The sequence below is a fragment of the Dickeya parazeae Ech586 genome (assembly GCF_000025065.1).
In the GTDB taxonomy this organism is placed as follows: Bacteria; Pseudomonadota; Gammaproteobacteria; order Enterobacterales; family Enterobacteriaceae; genus Dickeya; species Dickeya zeae.
Genome location: NC_013592.1, coordinates 2,188,808 through 2,205,599 on the forward strand (window position 1 = coordinate 2,188,808; position 16,792 = coordinate 2,205,599).

General features: G+C 49.7%; 13 protein-coding genes. 8 read left to right on the forward strand and 5 right to left on the reverse strand.

Annotation, left to right across the window (positions count from 1 at the left end; all coding sequences use genetic code 11):
* Window positions 1-37 precede the first annotated feature (37 nt).
* The 5 genes from purB to rluE form a co-directional block, all read right to left on the reverse strand.
* Window positions 38-1,405, reverse strand: a complete 1,368-nt coding sequence (purB, locus tag DD586_RS09565) for an adenylosuccinate lyase (protein WP_012884608.1) — start codon at window positions 1,403-1,405, stop codon at window positions 38-40.
* Between the two features lie 201 nt (window positions 1,406-1,606).
* Window positions 1,607-2,245 carry a high frequency lysogenization protein HflD gene (gene hflD / locus DD586_RS09570; RefSeq protein ID WP_012884609.1) on the reverse strand — a complete coding sequence of 213 codons (639 nt, stop codon included), beginning with the start codon at window positions 2,243-2,245 and terminating at the stop codon, window positions 1,607-1,609.
* Between the two features lie 450 nt (window positions 2,246-2,695).
* On the reverse strand, window positions 2,696-3,808 hold the full coding sequence (gene mnmA, locus DD586_RS09575; RefSeq protein ID WP_012884610.1) for a tRNA 2-thiouridine(34) synthase MnmA: 1,113 nt from the start codon (window positions 3,806-3,808) through the stop codon (window positions 2,696-2,698).
* Window positions 3,809-3,997: 189 nt separating this feature from the next.
* Entirely contained in the window at window positions 3,998-4,456 is a 459-nt protein-coding gene (locus DD586_RS09580; protein ID WP_012884611.1) for an NUDIX hydrolase, read from the reverse strand.
* On the reverse strand, window positions 4,449-5,075 hold the full coding sequence (rluE, locus tag DD586_RS09585; RefSeq protein ID WP_041164915.1) for a 23S rRNA pseudouridine(2457) synthase RluE: 627 nt from the start codon (window positions 5,073-5,075) through the stop codon (window positions 4,449-4,451). Before rluE ends, DD586_RS09580 begins: the two co-directional genes overlap by 8 nt.
* A 131-nt stretch (window positions 5,076-5,206) precedes the next feature.
* Here rluE and icd point away from each other — a divergent pair, with 131 nt between their 5' ends.
* The 8 genes from icd to thrS all read left to right on the forward strand — a co-directional run bounded on the left by icd (window position 5,207) and on the right by thrS (window position 16,790).
* On the forward strand, window positions 5,207-6,460 hold the full coding sequence (gene icd / locus DD586_RS09590; RefSeq protein WP_012884613.1) for an NADP-dependent isocitrate dehydrogenase: 1,254 nt from the start codon (window positions 5,207-5,209) through the stop codon (window positions 6,458-6,460).
* Between the two features lie 849 nt (window positions 6,461-7,309).
* On the forward strand, window positions 7,310-9,478 hold the full coding sequence (locus DD586_RS09595; RefSeq protein ID WP_012884615.1) for a sensor domain-containing phosphodiesterase: 2,169 nt from the start codon (window positions 7,310-7,312) through the stop codon (window positions 9,476-9,478).
* A 510-nt stretch (window positions 9,479-9,988) separates the two neighbouring features.
* Window positions 9,989-10,873: a protease HtpX gene (htpX, locus tag DD586_RS09600; RefSeq protein WP_012884616.1), complete on the forward strand. Its 885-nt coding sequence runs from the start codon at window positions 9,989-9,991 to the stop codon at window positions 10,871-10,873.
* Between the two features lie 220 nt (window positions 10,874-11,093).
* A complete protein-coding gene (tnpA, locus tag DD586_RS09605) occupies window positions 11,094-11,552 on the forward strand; it encodes an IS200/IS605 family transposase (protein WP_012884618.1) in 459 nt (152 codons plus the stop codon).
* A gap of 347 nt (window positions 11,553-11,899) precedes the next feature.
* Window positions 11,900-13,066 (forward strand): oligogalacturonate lyase, encoded by a 1,167-nt coding sequence (gene ogl, locus DD586_RS09610; protein WP_012884619.1) that lies wholly within the window; start codon window positions 11,900-11,902, stop codon window positions 13,064-13,066.
* Between the two features lie 210 nt (window positions 13,067-13,276).
* Window positions 13,277-14,068, forward strand: coding sequence for a DNA-binding transcriptional regulator KdgR (gene kdgR, locus DD586_RS09615; protein WP_012884620.1), 792 nt, complete (start codon window positions 13,277-13,279; stop codon window positions 14,066-14,068).
* Window positions 14,069-14,237: 169 nt separating this feature from the next.
* Complete coding sequence (locus DD586_RS09620; RefSeq protein ID WP_012884621.1) at window positions 14,238-14,534, forward strand: YebO family protein; 297 nt, start codon at window positions 14,238-14,240, stop codon at window positions 14,532-14,534.
* A gap of 327 nt (window positions 14,535-14,861) precedes the next feature.
* On the forward strand, window positions 14,862-16,790 hold the full coding sequence (gene thrS, locus DD586_RS09625) for a threonine--tRNA ligase (RefSeq protein WP_012884622.1): 1,929 nt from the start codon (window positions 14,862-14,864) through the stop codon (window positions 16,788-16,790).
* The last annotated feature ends 2 nt before the right edge of the window (window positions 16,791-16,792 follow it).

The window sequence follows — 16,792 nt, forward strand, 5'->3', positions numbered from 1 at the left end:
ATTAGGTCGGGCGACGGTGATGTCGCCCGAAATGAAGTTAAAGCTCGTCAACCAGTTTGATTGCACGACCGATATAATTAGCCGGTGTTAATGCCTTAAGACGCGTTTTTTCATCATCCGGCAGTGCCAGCCCATCGATAAACGCCTTCATGCCTTCCGCGTCTACACGCTTGCCACGGGTCAGCTCTTTGAGTTTTTCGTAAGGTTTTTCGATACCGTAGCGACGCATTACCGTTTGAATCGGCTCAGCCAGTACTTCCCAGTTGTGATCCAGTTCATCCAGCAGGTGGTCACGATTGACCTCCAACTTGCTGATGCCTTTCAGGGAGGCCTGATAAGCGATAACAGCATAACCTACGCCCACGCCCAGATTACGCAGCACCGTTGAATCGGTCAGGTCGCGCTGCCAGCGTGATACCGGCAGTTTGCTGGCAAGATGGCCCATTACGGCGTTAGCCAGCCCCAGATTGCCCTCGGAGTTCTCGAAGTCGATCGGGTTCACTTTATGCGGCATGGTAGAAGAGCCTATTTCACCGGCGATGGTTTTCTGTTTGAAATGGTTAAGGGCCACGTAGCCCCACACATCGCGGTCAAAGTCGATCAGAATGGTGTTAAAACGGGCGATGCAATCGAACATTTCAGCAATATAGTCATGAGGTTCGATCTGTGTGGTGTAGGGGTTCCACTGAATCCCCAGTGACGTGACGAAACTTTCGCTGAACTGGTGCCAGTCCACCGCCGGGTAGGCCACCATATGGGCGTTATAGTTCCCGACAGCACCGTTGATTTTGCCCAGAATTTCCACCTGTTGCAGTTGGCGGAATTGACGTTCCATACGGTAGGCGACGTTGGCAAATTCTTTACCGATAGTCGACGGTGTGGCGGGCTGGCCGTGGGTACGGGACAACAGCGGGATATCGCGGTACTGCTGCGCCAGTTGTTTGATGGCATCGATGATATTACGCCAGAACGGCAGCAAGACATCACGACGAGCGGCATCCAGCATCAGCGCGTGGGACAGGTTGTTGATATCTTCAGACGTGCAGGCGAAGTGGATGAATTCATTCACAGCGTGCAGTGCCGGAACCGACGCTACTTTTTCCTTCAGGAAATACTCCACCGCTTTGACGTCATGGTTGGTAGTACGTTCGATGGTTTTAATGCGCGCGGCGTCTTCTTCGCTAAATTCAGCGACAATCTTGTCAAGGAAAGCGTTTGCGTCGGCATCAAATGCAGGAACTTCCTTGATTTCTGCACAGGCCGCCAGTTTTTGCAGCCAACGTACTTCAACCTGCACACGGAATTTCAGCAAACCGTATTCGCTGAAAATAGTGCGCAACATGCTGACTTTATCGCCGTAGCGTCCATCAATGGGGGAAACGGCGGTCAGTGAGGATAATTCCATCGCAAGCAACTCCTGGGATTGTTTTCAAATAAATAACAGAGATTATCGCCATCCTATCGCATGACGAATCGCGTTTCATGGCAAATAACCGCGCATCGTAACAACAGCGCATAACAAACAGTATTGTCGTCTGATAACTAGTATCTCATGACGGTGGCTGAACCGGAATAAGCAGCCACCATCAATGACGTGGTGTTTCTGTCAGGGGTAGTGGTGGCCGCGGCTCAACATTTCTTGTGCGTGGCGTACCAGTTTGCTACGGGAGAACATCAACTGTAATCGACTACCGCCCACTTGCTGCCACAGTACGGCAGCACGAATCCCCGCCAGCAGTACGGCACGTACCTTGGCCTGAATTTGCGGGCTTTTTAGCACGTCTTGCGCCCCAGTTACCTGAATACGGGGGCCCAGTTTACTGATGACATCCACGTAAATACCGGCGAGTACGTTAATAAACGTGTCTGACAGCAGGTCGTAATGTTCCAGTTGTCTGTCCAACTGATTGATGCGGTTGCCTAATTCGTCCATCGCGGCCCGATTATTGTTCAGCCGACGCTCCAGCACCATCAGGCTAAACGCATAGCGCGATAACTCAGCGCCCAAGCCTTCGCGTGACGAGTTGAGGATCCCCAGCAGCGTTTCCAGCCCAATCTTCAAATGGTGTTCAGCGTTGCCAAACACATCCATCGTACTGGATGGGTTAATATTCATGATACTTTTCAGTGACGTTTTTAATGCATCCGTATTGCAACTGCCTTGATGCGCAAGTTGCTGCACCAAATAAGCAGACTGGCAGATTCCTGCCATTGCCAGCGTAATGTCATGATAATTTTTAGCCACAATTACTCCTGTCAACATCATCTGGCCGCTGTGTGGGTCCGGAATGGCGATACTGACTGCACGGCCAATTTTCCCCAGAAAAAAAGCCAAAAACTGGCGTACATCTCCAGCTTTTTCACCCACACAGCCTAAAAAGGCGATGATCATGCCATAAAAATCAGGATGAACCCAGTATCAACCCGGCAAAACCCAGCACGGGTTGCAAATCGTTCATCCTGATCGTTCGGTACTTCAAAGTTTAGTGTCATGACAACGAAAAAGGTGCCAACGCGGTGTTTTATTTGACGTCATCAGGTGGAGACGAGAGGGAAAGGATGAGTTGTAAAATGCATCAGTGACGCAACAAAAAAGGACAGAAAAGAGGGAAGAAAACGGGAAATAAGAAGAGAAAAATCAGAAAAAAACCAGAGAAGCGTTGATGCTCCTCTGGTCGAATGCGATGTGAGCTGGTTATGGCACCATACGCAGGCGTTCTTCGATGATGCCGCCGCCAAGGCAGACTTCGCCCTGATAGAATACGGCGGACTGGCCCGGCGTGACAGCGGCGACCGGTTCCTCAAAGCGGACGTCGATACGGTCTGCATCCAGCGGTGTCAGCAAACACGGGATATCTGCCTGACGATAACGGGTTTTTACCGTGCAACGCAGCGGGGCGCTCAGCGGTTCGCGGTCAACCCAGTGGAGTTGTTGGGCAATCAGACCGACGGACATCAGACGGGGGTGCTCATGCCCTTGTGCGACGTACAACACATTGCTGGCGACGTCTTTATCAACCACGTACCACGGGTCATCACCGCCTTCTTTAACGCCACCAATGCCAAGACCTTTGCGTTGCCCCAGCGTGTGGTACATCAATCCCTGATGTTCACCCATCACCTTGCCATCATCAACAGATAATATCGGGCCGGGCTGGGCAGGCAGGTAACGAGCCAAGAAATCACGGAACTTGCGCTCGCCAATAAAACAGATGCCAGTCGAGTCTTTTTTCCTGGCGGTTGCCAGGTCCAACTGCTCGGCAATTTTCCGCACTTCGGGTTTTTCCAGCTCACCCACCGGGAACAGACTTTGCGCCAATTGCTGGTGACTGAGGGTATAAAGGAAATAGCTCTGGTCTTTGTTGCCGTCCAGACCACGCAGCAGACGGCTTTTACCGTCGATATCCTGACGGCGGACATAATGGCCGGTGGCGATGTAGTCGGCGCCTAAATCTTCTGCCGCAAACTCCAGGAAGGCTTTGAATTTGATTTCTTTGTTGCACAGAATATCCGGGTTAGGTGTCCGACCCGCGCGGTATTCCGCCAGAAAATGCTCAAAAACATTGTCCCAGTACTCGGCGGCGAAATTTACGGTGTGCAGCGTTATGCCTAACTTGTCGCAGACCGCTTGCGCATCGGCCAGGTCGGTGGCGGCGGAGCAATACTCCGTGTCGTCATCCTCTTCCCAGTTTTTCATGAACAGGCCTTCCACCTGATACCCTTGCTGTTGCAACAGATAGGCGGATACCGATGAGTCAACACCGCCGGACATACCGACAATGACTTTTTTCTGGCTGTTATCTGACATGGACATCTCGCGAACTCAAACTCAGTGAGGTGGTGTAAAGCGTTAAAGCGAAAAACAAGCGCGATAGGTTAACACATTTATTGTGATCACACATTTTCTTGCGCGTCATTGACCTGATAGCGCGATACCTGAAAACCGGCTTTCAGGTGAAACGAGTTCGCCGCTGGCTAAACGGCGAATCGGAAGATATCAGGCAGGGATGGGAAATGGCCAGTTAAACGCTTCCAGCAGATCCAACGGATAACGCTGGCCGCGTTGATAACAATGCAGGCTGGCGGCCACCAATGGCGAGCGTAAACACGATGCCTGAAGAATCTCCTCCGGCTTCAGCCAGTGGCAACAAAGAATATCGCTATCGTGCGGCGTGGTTGGGAGGCGCTCGGGTAGATCAATGGTAAAGCTAAAACGCAGGAAAGGGGTGCTATCTGGCGCGATCCACTGGTGAAGTTGCAGAAAATGTTGTGGCATGGCACGGATGCCGGTTTCTTCGAACAGTTCACGTTGGGCTGCCTGAATCAGCGTTTCGTCCGCTTCCAGGTGGCCTGCTGGTTGGTTCCAGAGTCGACGATGGTTAATTTCTTCTTCCACCACCAAAAAATGGCCTTCTGCCTGTACGACACAAGCCACGGTTACGTGCGGTTTAAACATGATCAATCTCCTTCCAGTCGCCGGGGAGTAATCCATCAAGAGTGAGGTTAGCCATACTGTAGCGAATCAAACGTAGCGTCGGATAGCCGATATGCGCCGTCATCCGTCTTACCTGGCGGTTACGCCCTTCGTAGAGTGTGATTTTTAGCCAGCTTACCGGAATGTTTTTGCGTTGGCGGATAGGCGGCTGGCGTGGCCATAGCCAGACAGGCTCGTCCACACATTCGGCGCCAGCGGGTAGTGTTGGACCATCGTTTAACACCAAGCCGGTGCGAAAAGCACGCAACGCGTCTTCATCGGGAATGCCTTCAACCTGGGCATAGTAAATTTTGGGTGTTTGCTTGCCGGGTTGGGTTAGCCGAGCTTGCAATTTGCCGTCATTAGTCAGGATGAGCAGGCCTTCGCTGTCGCGGTCTAATCGCCCGGCGGCGTAGATATCGCGAAAGGGAACGTAGTCTTTTAGCGTAGGGCGGCCGCCCTCGTCGGTAAACTGAGAAAGCACATCGAACGGTTTATTAAGCAAGACGATGCGCCTTTGGGTAACGACGACAGGCTCATTTTTTTTTGGTCGAGAGCTGAATCGTTTAAGTTGGTGATTTCTAACAGGGAATTTATTCATCTTATTACTGGCTGTGAATGACAAAAACATTATACTCGAAATGGTTTGTGATTGGCTCAGGCTAAATATTCAAGTAGTATTGACACGCATCTTACAAGTCATTAACAAAATGGCGCTCGAAGGAGAGGTTAATGGAAAGTAAAGTAGTTGTACCGGCAGAAGGGCAGAAAATCACGGTTGACGCCCAGGGTAAACTGGTCGTGCCTGCTAATCCGATCATTCCGTTCATCGAAGGTGACGGTATCGGTGTTGATGTTACGCCAGCCATGATTAACGTTGTCGATGCCGCGGTAAACAAAGCCTATCAGGGTAAGCGCAAAATTTCCTGGATGGAAATTTACACCGGTGAGAAATCCACCCAGGTGTATGGTCAAGATGTTTGGTTGCCAGATGAAACGCTGGATCTGATCCGCGAATATCGCGTTGCTATCAAAGGGCCGCTGACTACGCCGGTAGGTGGTGGTATCCGTTCTTTAAACGTGGCACTGCGTCAGCAACTGGATTTGTACGTCTGTCTGCGTCCGGTTCGTTATTATGAAGGTACACCGAGCCCGGTGAAACAACCTGAACTGACTGACATGGTCATCTTCCGTGAAAACGCTGAAGACATTTATGCCGGTATCGAGTGGAAAGCTGGCACACCGGAAGCGGACAAAGTCATCAAGTTCCTGCAAGATGAAATGGGTGTGAAGAAAATCCGTTTCCCGCAGCAGTGTGGTATCGGTATAAAACCATGTTCCGAAGCTGGGACTAAGCGTCTGGTTCGTGCCGCCATTGAATACGCTATCACCAATGATCGCGATTCTGTCACGCTGGTGCACAAAGGCAACATCATGAAGTTCACCGAAGGCGCGTTCAAAGACTGGGGTTACCAGCTGGCTCGCGAAGAATTCGGCGGCGAACTGATCGATGGTGGGCCGTGGGTGAAAATCAAGAATCCGAAAACCGGCAAAGACATCATCGTTAAAGATGTGATTGCCGATGCCTTCCTGCAACAGATCCTGCTGCGTCCGGCGGAATACGATGTCATCGCCTGTATGAACCTTAACGGTGACTATATTTCTGATGCGCTGGCAGCTCAGGTCGGCGGGATCGGTATCGCTCCAGGGGCTAACATTGGTGACGAATGCGCACTGTTTGAAGCTACTCACGGTACGGCGCCGAAGTATGCCGGTCAGGATAAAGTGAACCCTGGTTCCGTGATTCTGTCTGCTGAAATGATGCTGCGCCACCTGCAGTGGTTTGAAGCGGCTGACCTGATCGTGAAGGGGATGGAAGGCGCTATCAGGAACAAGACGGTCACCTATGACTTCGAACGTCTGATGGAAGGCGCTACGCTGCGTAAATGTAGCGAGTTCGCTCAGGATATCATCAGCAACATGTAATCGATGGCGACATCGAGTCAAACCTCACGGCGGCCAGGCTTCCGTGAGGTTTTTTTTATCTCTAGCTACGTACGACTCGTGCGGCCTCTCCGATGTATTCCCCTGTAGACCTTGCTAATTTTGCGGTTATTGCCCTCTGCTTTTTTCCTCCTTCGCTTTTTTGTGCTATCAATTTTGAACCATCACTTTACGTTCTTTTCTCGTTTTTGATGCTTTTTATCCACATTTATCGCCGAGTTTTGATTGTTATAACGCCAGAGGGTGAATAGTACTTTGTTTTGTTGCTCATTTTGGCATCGAATCAGAATAGAAACTGAGGTTGATATATCATCAGTAGGCTAATTGTTATTTTGATTTTGTACGTCGATTCCCTTAAAGAAAAAGTCTTTTCCAGTATTTAACCGTTCGGAGAAAAAATATCCGGTGATTGGTTGGCTGTGAAAAGTTACCGACAATAACATTGTATAGCGATAAGTTATCAAGTTCTGATTGATGATTGGGAATAACGATCTATTAGGATAATTAACCACTTGCGTTTATCGCTATTTTTATTAAAAGCAGAGAATCTCAGAAAATGTTGAAAACAGGGTCTTCCTCCTCGTCGGCATTTTGCTATTCTGTTGGCGCTGCCCGATAATTTGCATGAACGATGTGCTCCCTGGTGTGGGGAAGAGACAGAGCAAAGAGGGATAGTAGCCAGTTATCGTTTTAAATTTAATCGAAAGATATCGATGGATTTTATTCGTCGATGATTTTTTTTGCGTGAAAAGTTACGGTAAGTGCCGTCGCGGCAACAGGCTACAATTTTTTCTGACAGAAAAAACAATGGATAATGTGAGGGGAACCCCCATGAGTCGAGCCCCAGCAAATAAAGATGAGACAAGCCGACTTGCGGCATTAAGAGAGTACGGCATTAGCAAGCCGCTGTCTGATCCTGGTTTTGATAATCTTATCAATTTGGCGGCTAACGTTTTTAACGTACCTATCGTGTTGATTTCGCTGGTAGAGGAAGAGCGACAGCTGTTCGCTGCCAGCATTGGCATGCCGATATGCGAGACCTCCAGAGACGAATCCTTCTGTGCTCATGCGATTCTCAAAAAACGGATCATGGTGATCCCCGATACGCGCAAAGACCCCCGCTTCCAAGATAACCCACTGGTCACTGGCGAACCGCACATCCGTTTTTATGCCGGTATTCCACTGCGAACACCTGGCGGCTTTCCTATCGGCGTGCTGTGCATCATCGACAATAAACCCCGTTCTTCTCTTAGCGCCCGTGATGCGCATAACCTGCAGGATTTTGCTGCGCTGGTGATGGACAAGCTGGAAATGCGGCGGTTGGATTTGGCGCGCCGGGCCAGTCAGGCTCGCTTTGAAAGCATTGCCGAGTCGTCTCCGGACGCCATCTTGTGCGTCAACGACAGAGGGACTATCACCTTCTGGAATGAGTCTGCGGAAAAAATGCTGGAATACAACCGCGAGCAGATTATCGGCGAGCACATCAGCATCATCGTTCCGGATATGTTTGTTGTGCAGTTGCACCATCTGGCGACGGACAAAACCGCAATTTTTAAAGGCAGTTCGATTGAGCTGGAAACCCGCGCGCTGTCTGGCTCGTTGATATCCACCGAGCTGACGGTGTCCATGTGGCGGGATGGTAATCAGACGCGTTATGGCATCATTCTGCGCGATATGACGGAAAGACAGCGTTACGAGGAGCGGCTCTTTTTGCAGGCGCACCGTGATCCGCTTACCGGACTGGCTAATCGAACCTTGCTGACGTCCACGCTGGATCAGGTGCTAAAAAACGGTGAACCTGCCGCCATCATGATTATTGATCTGGATGGCTTTAAAGATATCAATGACAGCCTCGGTCATGCCAGCGGTGACGAAATTTTGGCCAGCGTGGCCAGAAGACTGCAGGACAACGCTCATTCCGGCGATCTGGTTGCCCGCATGGGGGGCGACGAGTTCGCGATTTTGTTGCCAAACCAGAGCGATGAAGGGCAGGTTGCGAGACTGGCGGAAAAAATCATTCATGATATTTCGCAAGCCGTTCCCGTTGATGACAAACAAATCAACACTAGCGCCAGTATTGGGTTAGTCATGTACCCGGCGCATGGAACTACTGTGCAGGACTTGCTGACTAGCGCCGATCTGGCGCTGTACCAGGCGAAGGCTGACGGGCGAAACTGCTATCGCTTCTTTACCCGGGAGTTGAGGGAAGTCTTTCAGGCACGTCATGCCTTTCAACTGGAATTCATCCGGGCGTATGAGCAGGAGGAGTTTGAGGTGTTCTATCAACCTCAGGTCAATCTGGTCAATAACCAGATTGTAGGGGCAGAGGCGTTGCTACGCTGGCGTCATCCCTACAAAGGATTGCTGGGCCCGGCGGCGTTTATGTCAGCACTGGAGCGCGGTCCCTGGGCAGAACGTATTGGTGATTGGGTTGTGCGCTCAGCCTGTCAACAGGCCTCCGACTGGTGCCGAGCCGGGGCAAAAAATTTCCGGATCAGCATCAATTTGTTTGCAGCGCAGTTCCGCTCAGGCATGTTGGCGCAGAAAATCAGGGATGTCCTGGCGCAAACGGGCTTGAAACCCAGTGCGCTGGAGCTGGAAATTACAGAGAACATCATATTGCGACATGACGAAAATATGATGAAGCCGCTCAATGAGCTGCGTAACAGCGGTATTGGTATCGCGTTTGACGACTATGGCACGGGCTATGCGTCACTCAGTATGTTGAAACATTACCCGGTTACCCGGCTTAAAATCGATCAAACCTTCGTGCGTGCCATGTGCGAGTCAGCACCCGATGCGGCGATTGTCCGCGCTATTCTGTATCTAGGTAAAAGTTTTGGTCTGGATGTGATTGCCGAAGGCGTGGAAACCCAGGACCAGTGTGAAAGATTGCTTAATAAAGGGTGTGAGCAGGCTCAAGGGTATCTTTTTGGTCGGCCGATGCCAGCAGCGGAGTTCGAGAAATTGCTCGACCTGGAGGATACGCCTCTGGGTTGATGCTTCACCAGGCAATGTAGCCGCGTCGGCCCGTCAACGAATGGCAGATAAAGGCGGGGCATTTCTTGTCATCAGTGCGGAGCAGTGTGAAAGCGGCAGACAATTTCTGTATTGCTGCCATTAACCATGCAGTTTTGGCATCGATGGTTGGGTTAGAGCGATAGGATGGTGCGATTGGCCTTGATACGGTGAGCATTCCTTCACTATATTACATTCGTTATATTTACTTACACCCCGTTTGCGGGTTAGTCAGGTACTCGCCTGATTTCGGATTGCACACAAACTGTATGTCCTGCTAGTTGTCCTATTCAAAATAGCGTTCAGAGACAACCCGTGCTCTGAGCCTCTAACCTCCTTGTTTTATCCGAATTACGCATAAACAAAAGTGTAAAGTTATGTTAATTTAGTAACATAAAGGTTATGGATGCTTGAAAATGATGGCGCAGCCCATACGATGTGGTTGTTGCAAACACTTTTGTTGCTTTTGCTGAAAGAGGAAATCTTAATCATATGATGCGTATTGCGCTTTTCCTGCTCACCAACCTGGCGGTGATGGTGGTATTCGGGCTGGTACTCAGTCTGACGGGAGTCCAGCACAACAGCATGGCGGGCTTGATTATCATGGCCGGTGTGTTTGGTTTCGGCGGGTCGATTGTTTCGCTGCTGATGTCTAAATGGATGGCGCTGCGCTCCGTCGGCGGTGAGGTGATTGAACAGCCACGTAATGAAACCGAACGCTGGTTACTGGATACCGTGCGGATGCAGTCTCAGCAGGTGGGTATCGCTATGCCACAGGTTGCTATCTATCATGCTCCCGATATCAATGCATTTGCGACAGGTGCCCGTCGCAACAGCTCGCTGGTCGCGGTGAGCACCGGACTATTGCAGAATATGAGCCGTGACGAAGCCGAAGCGGTTATTGCTCATGAGATCAGTCACATCGCTAACGGTGACATGGTTACGATGACGTTGGTACAAGGGGTAGTGAATACCTTCGTTATTTTTATCTCCCGCATCATTGCGCAAATTGTTACCGGTTTTCTTTCCGGCAACCGTGACGATGGTGAAGAGGGTGGTAACGGTAACCCGCTGGTTTATATGGCGGTTTCCATGGTGCTGGAACTGGTATTTGGTATTTTGGCCAGCATCATCACCATGTGGTTCTCCCGCTACCGTGAGTTCCATGCTGACGCCGGCTCGGCGAAACTGGTTGGCCGCGAGAAGATGATTGCTGCGTTACAGCGCCTGAAAACCAGCTATGAGCCGCAGGAGGCCAGTAGCATGATGGCGTTTTGCATCAACGGCAAGTCTAAGTCTCTTAGCGAGTTGTTCATGTCGCATCCGCCGCTGGACAAACGTATTGAGGCGCTGCGTGCTGGTGAGTATCTCAAGTAATCCGTGCGTAGTAATCAATCTGCAAGTCTTCAATGAGATGGTTTTATGTGCAAAGGCCCTGCGGGGCCTTTGTTTTTTGTATATAGAAACCCCCAGCTAGGCTGGGGGTTCCGTAAAGCTTCCAGCTTTGGGGCGGATATAAAAACCCCTTTTGATTTGTTAAAACACCTTGTGGTCTGGCAACTGCAATGGTCAAACAAGAAATCAAAAGGGGGTCCCAATGGGGGACGAAAAGAGCTTAGCGCACACTCGCTGGAACTGTAAATATCACATAGTTTTCGCACCCAAATACCGAAGACAGGTCTTCTACGGTGAGAAACGGCGTGTAGTAGGGAGTATCTTAAGAAAGCTGTGTGAATGGAAAAATGTGCAGATTCTGGAGGCGGAGTGCTGTGCTGATCACATACATATGCTCGTGGAGATCCCGCCGAAGATGAGTGTATCGAGCTTCATGGGGTATCTGAAAGGCAAAAGCAGTCTGATGCTCTATGAACAATTTGGTGATCTGAAATTCAAATATAGGAACAGGGAGTTTTGGTGCCGAGGGTATTATGTAGATACGGTGGGTAAAAATACATCGAAGATCCGGGACTACATAAAGCACCAACTGGAGCAGTATAAACTGGGCGAGCAGTTATCAATCCCGTATCCAGGTAGCCCGTTTACGGGCCGTAAGTAAAGGATTTGGATGCAAATGTCAGATTGCGATGCGCCTGTTAGGGCGCGGCTGGTAACAGAGCCTTATAGGCGCATATGAAAAACCTCCGGCTATGCCGGAGGATATTTATTCTGGTAATCAGCCTGCTATACCACTGCCTTATCCGATTCCTTGTCTGGCAAAATAATCTTGCGCAAACGCAAACAGTCAGTGAAAAGCGAAAGAATGTTTTATAAAATAAAACCATGATCACGGAAAAGTGAAACATTGTTTCTACAATACCGGTATAACAAGGCGATTTGCCGGAGTGACAGGTTCTTTCACCTGGCGGCGTCTGATTTTTCACGATAAGCGCTAAGGATTTACGGATGGCCAAAGGTAAAAAGCTTTCTTTTACGTTCCATACCTACCAGGACTCAGTCACCGGCACCGAAGTGGTGCGTCTCACCCCTCCCGATGTCATCTGCCACCGCAACTACTTCTACCAGAAGTGTTTTTCCAATGATGGTAGCAAACTGCTGTTTGGCGGAGCATTTGATGGGCCGTGGAACTATTACTTGTTAGACCTGAAAACCCAGCAGGCTACCCAACTGACCGAAGGTACTGGCGACAATACCTTTGGCGGCTTCCTGTCTCCGAACGACGACGCACTGTATTATGTGAAGAATGTCCGCAACCTGATGCGCGTTGATCTTAATACACTGGAAGAAACCAATATCTATCAGGTACCGGATGACTGGGTCGGATACGGTACCTGGGTCGCCAACTCTGATTGCACCAAGATGGTGGGGATCGAGATTAAAAAAGAAGATTGGAAACCGTTGACCGACTGGAAAAAATTCCAGGAGTTCTATTTCACCAACCCGTGTTGCCGTCTCATTCGTATCGATCTCAAAACCGGTGAAGCCACGACCATTTTGCAGGAAAAACAATGGCTGGGTCACCCGATTTACCGTCCTGGCGACGATAATACGGTCGCGTTCTGTCATGAAGGCCCACATGATCTGGTGGATGCCCGGATGTGGTTTATCAATGAAGATGGCACCAACATGCGTAAAGTGAAAGAGCATGCTCCGGGTGAAAGCTGTACTCATGAATTCTGGGTGCCGAATGGCTCTGCGCTGGCTTATGTTTCTTATCTGAAAGGCAGCACTAACCGCTTTATTTGCAGTGTTGACCCCGTTACGCTGGAAAACCGTCAACTGACAGAAATGCCGCCGTGCTCGCATCTGATGAGTAACTATGATGGCACGTTAATGGTGGGTGATGGCTGCAACGCCCCGGTAGACGTGAAAGATGATGGCGGCTACAAGATTGAAAACGATCCTTTCCTGTATGTGTTCAACATGAAAACCGGGAAACATTTCCAGGTTGCTCAGCACAATACGTCATGGGAAGTGCTGGAAGGCGATCGCCAGGTTACGCATCCGCATCCATCATTTACACCAGACGATAAACATATTCTGTTTACGTCGGATGTTGATGGTAAACCGGCGCTCTATCTGGCCAAAGTGCCTGATTCTGTCTGGCACTAACAGCACCTGCAACCGTGCCCATCGAGGGCGCGGTTTTTTTTCGCTTTACCATAAGATTATTAATCCGGCAGTACTATTGCAGTGGGCAATATTTAATCATGTTGTCTGTTATAGTAATGCCTGATTGCCATATTCAGAGCGTTCCCTTTATACTAAAACAAGTGTTCTATTTTTTTTAAAACAAAAATACTGAGTAGGGTAACCAAAAAAATGGCTATTGCAGATTTAGATAAACAACCCGATTCCGTGTCGTCAGTCTTAAAGGTTTTTGGTATTTTGCAGGCATTAGGCGAAGAGCGTGAAATTGGCATCACTGAACTATCACAACGTGTGATGATGTCTAAAAGTACGGTTTATCGGTTCCTGCAGACGATGAAATCTCTGGGATATGTTGCTCAGGAAGGTGAGTCAGAGAAATATTCACTGACGCTGAAATTGTTCGAACTGGGTGCTAAAGCATTACAGAATGTGGATTTGATTCGCAGTGCGGATATTCAAATGCGCGAATTGTCGGCATTAACACGCGAAACTATCCACCTCGGCGCGCTGGATGAAGACAGTATTGTCTATATTCATAAAATTGATTCTATGTATAACCTGCGCATGTATTCTCGTATTGGCCGCCGTAACCCGCTGCACAGTACCGCGATTGGTAAGGTATTATTGGCCTGGCGCGATCGTGAAGAGGTGAAAGGCATTCTGTCACATGTCGAGTTCAAACGTAGCACTGTGCACACCATCGGTAGTACGGAAGAACTGTTGCCACAACTTGATCTGGTTCGCCAGCAAGGCTTCGGCGAAGACAACGAAGAGCAGGAAGAAGGGCTGCGTTGTATCGCTGTTCCGGTCTTTGATCGTTTTGGTGTAGTGATTGCCGGCCTGAGTATTTCTTTCCCGACGATTCGTTTTTCAGAAGATAACAAGCATGAGTATGTGGCGATGTTACATACCGCAGCACGCAATATTTCTGATCAAATGGGATATCACGATTACCCGTTCTGAGAGGGGAGTGTGCATTACCGCTCTCTGGCAATTAGCCTGTCCCAGTGACAGGCTTTTTTATGGGCAGAAGCTGCTTTTCAGCCGGGGAATTGCGGTATGACTGTCGAATTGTCTGGCGGCACAGTGCTAGAATGCGCGCCTGAGTCAGGTTATGTAACAGGTTTTAGACATGAGTAGTTTTGCTTCAGACATGCTGGAAGTGGTTTTTGTTGCATTGATCGTACTGCTGGTGATCCTGGTGTGGTTCTTTATCAATCGTGCCAGTGTCCGGGCCAATGAGCAGATAAGATTGTTGCATGAGATTGTCGAGCAGCAGCAACAACAAATCACGTTACTACAAGCGCTGGTGCCGGTAACGGTAACAGAGCCGCAGAGCGTAGAACCGGCAACGGAACAGCCAGTATTGCCTGAAACTAAAGAAAGCGAAGTTGAGACCTTGTTCAAGGACATGATCCCTGAGCGGTAGTCGTTTGATGTGTAGCGATATACAGCCGAACGGACTCAATACGTCTACATTCTTTGGTGTCTTATCGATTATCTGTCGCCTGTTTTGGTCCAACGGGTGGCATCGCCCGGAGCATGGTGCTACTCTACGCCGTCGGGCTATTATTGGCGTACCTGGCTGAACCGTTGTACCGTGCGTCAGCCATCACCATGTTACCTGTCAACAGGATGGGACTGATTTAACAATTGTGGGTTAAATCCTTTCTCTCCAACTTTCTATATATCAAACACAATTATCTTTTGTATGTGGGCTTTCGTGTGGCTCACCACTGCAAATAAGGGAATTTACATGCCTGTTATTACGCTTCCTGACGGCAGTCAGCGTCATTATGATCATGCCGTTTCTCCTCTTGATGTCGCGTTGGATATCGGCCCTGGCCTGGCGAAGGCTTGTATTGCCGGTCGGGTTAATGGTGAACTGGTTGATGCGGTCGATGTCATTGAATCTGACGCACAGCTGGCCATCATCACCGCCAAAGACGACGTGGGGATGGAAATTATCCGCCATTCCTGTGCGCACTTGCTGGGACATGCAATCAAGCAACTGTGGCCGGATACCAAAATGGCGATTGGTCCGGTAATCGACAACGGTTTTTACTATGATGTTGATCTGGAACATACGCTGACGCAGGAAGACCTGGAACTGCTTGAAAAGCGGATGCATGAGCTGGCTGGCAAAGACTACGACGTTATCAAGAAAAAAGTCAGTTGGCAGGAAGCGCGTGATACGTTTGCGGCGCGCGGCGAAAGCTATAAAGTGGCGATTCTTGATGAAAATATCAGCCATGACGATCGCCCTGGGCTGTACCATCATGAAGAATATATCGATATGTGCCGTGGCCCGCACGTACCGAATATGCGTTTCTGTCACCACTTTAAACTGCAGAAAACGTCCGGTGCCTACTGGCGCGGTGACAGCAAAAATAAAATGCTGCAGCGTATTTATGGTACTGCCTGGGCGGATAAGAAACAGTTAAGCGCTTACCTGCAACGTCTTGAAGAAGCCGCTAAACGTGACCACCGTAAAATCGGTAAGCAATTAGACCTGTATCATATGCAGGAAGAAGCACCGGGTATGGTGTTCTGGCATAACGATGGCTGGACGATTTTCCGCGAACTGGAAGCCTTTGTGCGCATGAAGCTCAAAGAATACCAGTATCAGGAAGTTAAAGGCCCGTTCATGATGGACCGTGTGCTGTGGGAAAAAACCGGGCACTGGGAAAACTATAAAGAGGCCATGTTCACGACCTCGTCTGAGAACCGTGAATATTGCGTCAAACCGATGAACTGCCCAGGCCATGTGCAGATCTTCAATCAGGGGCTGAAATCCTACCGTGACCTGCCGTTGCGTATGGCGGAGTTCGGCAGTTGCCACCGTAATGAGCCGTCAGGTTCCCTGCATGGTTTGATGCGTGTACGCGGCTTTACGCAGGATGATGCCCATATCTTCTGTACCGAAGAGCAGGTGCGTGACGAGGTAAACAGCTGCATCAAGATGGTCTACGACATGTACAGCACCTTCGGTTTCGAGAAAATCGTGGTGAAACTGTCAACGCGTCCTGAAAAACGTATCGGCAGTGATGACATGTGGGACCGGGCTGAAGAAGACCTTGCTGCTGCATTGACTGAAAACGCTATTCCGTTTGAGTATCAACCGGGCGAGGGTGCGTTCTACGGTCCGAAAATCGAATTTACGTTGCATGACTGCTTGGATCGCGCCTGGCAGTGCGGTACGGTACAGTTAGACTTCTCGTTGCCAGGCCGCCTGAGTGCATCCTATGTCGGCGAAAACAACGAGCGTCAGGTTCCAGTCATGATTCATCGAGCTATTCTCGGGTCGATGGAGCGTTTTATCGGGATTTTAACCGAAGAGTTTGCCGGTTTCTTCCCAACCTGGCTGGCGCCGGTTCAGGCTGTTGTCATGAATATTACCGATAGTCAGTCTGATTATGTCAGCGAATTGACAAGAAAATTGCAAGATGCGGGCATTCGCGTTAAAGCGGACTTGAGAAATGAGAAGATAGGCTTTAAAATCCGCGAGCACACTTTACGGCGTGTTCCCTATATGCTGGTTTGTGGCGATAAAGAGGTGGAAGCAGGAAAAGTCGCTGTTCGCACCCGCCGCGGCAAAGATCTGGGAAGCATGGACGTCAGTGAAGTAATCACGAAGCTGCAAGAAGAGATTCGCAGCCGTAGTCTTCATCAGTTGGAGGAATAAGG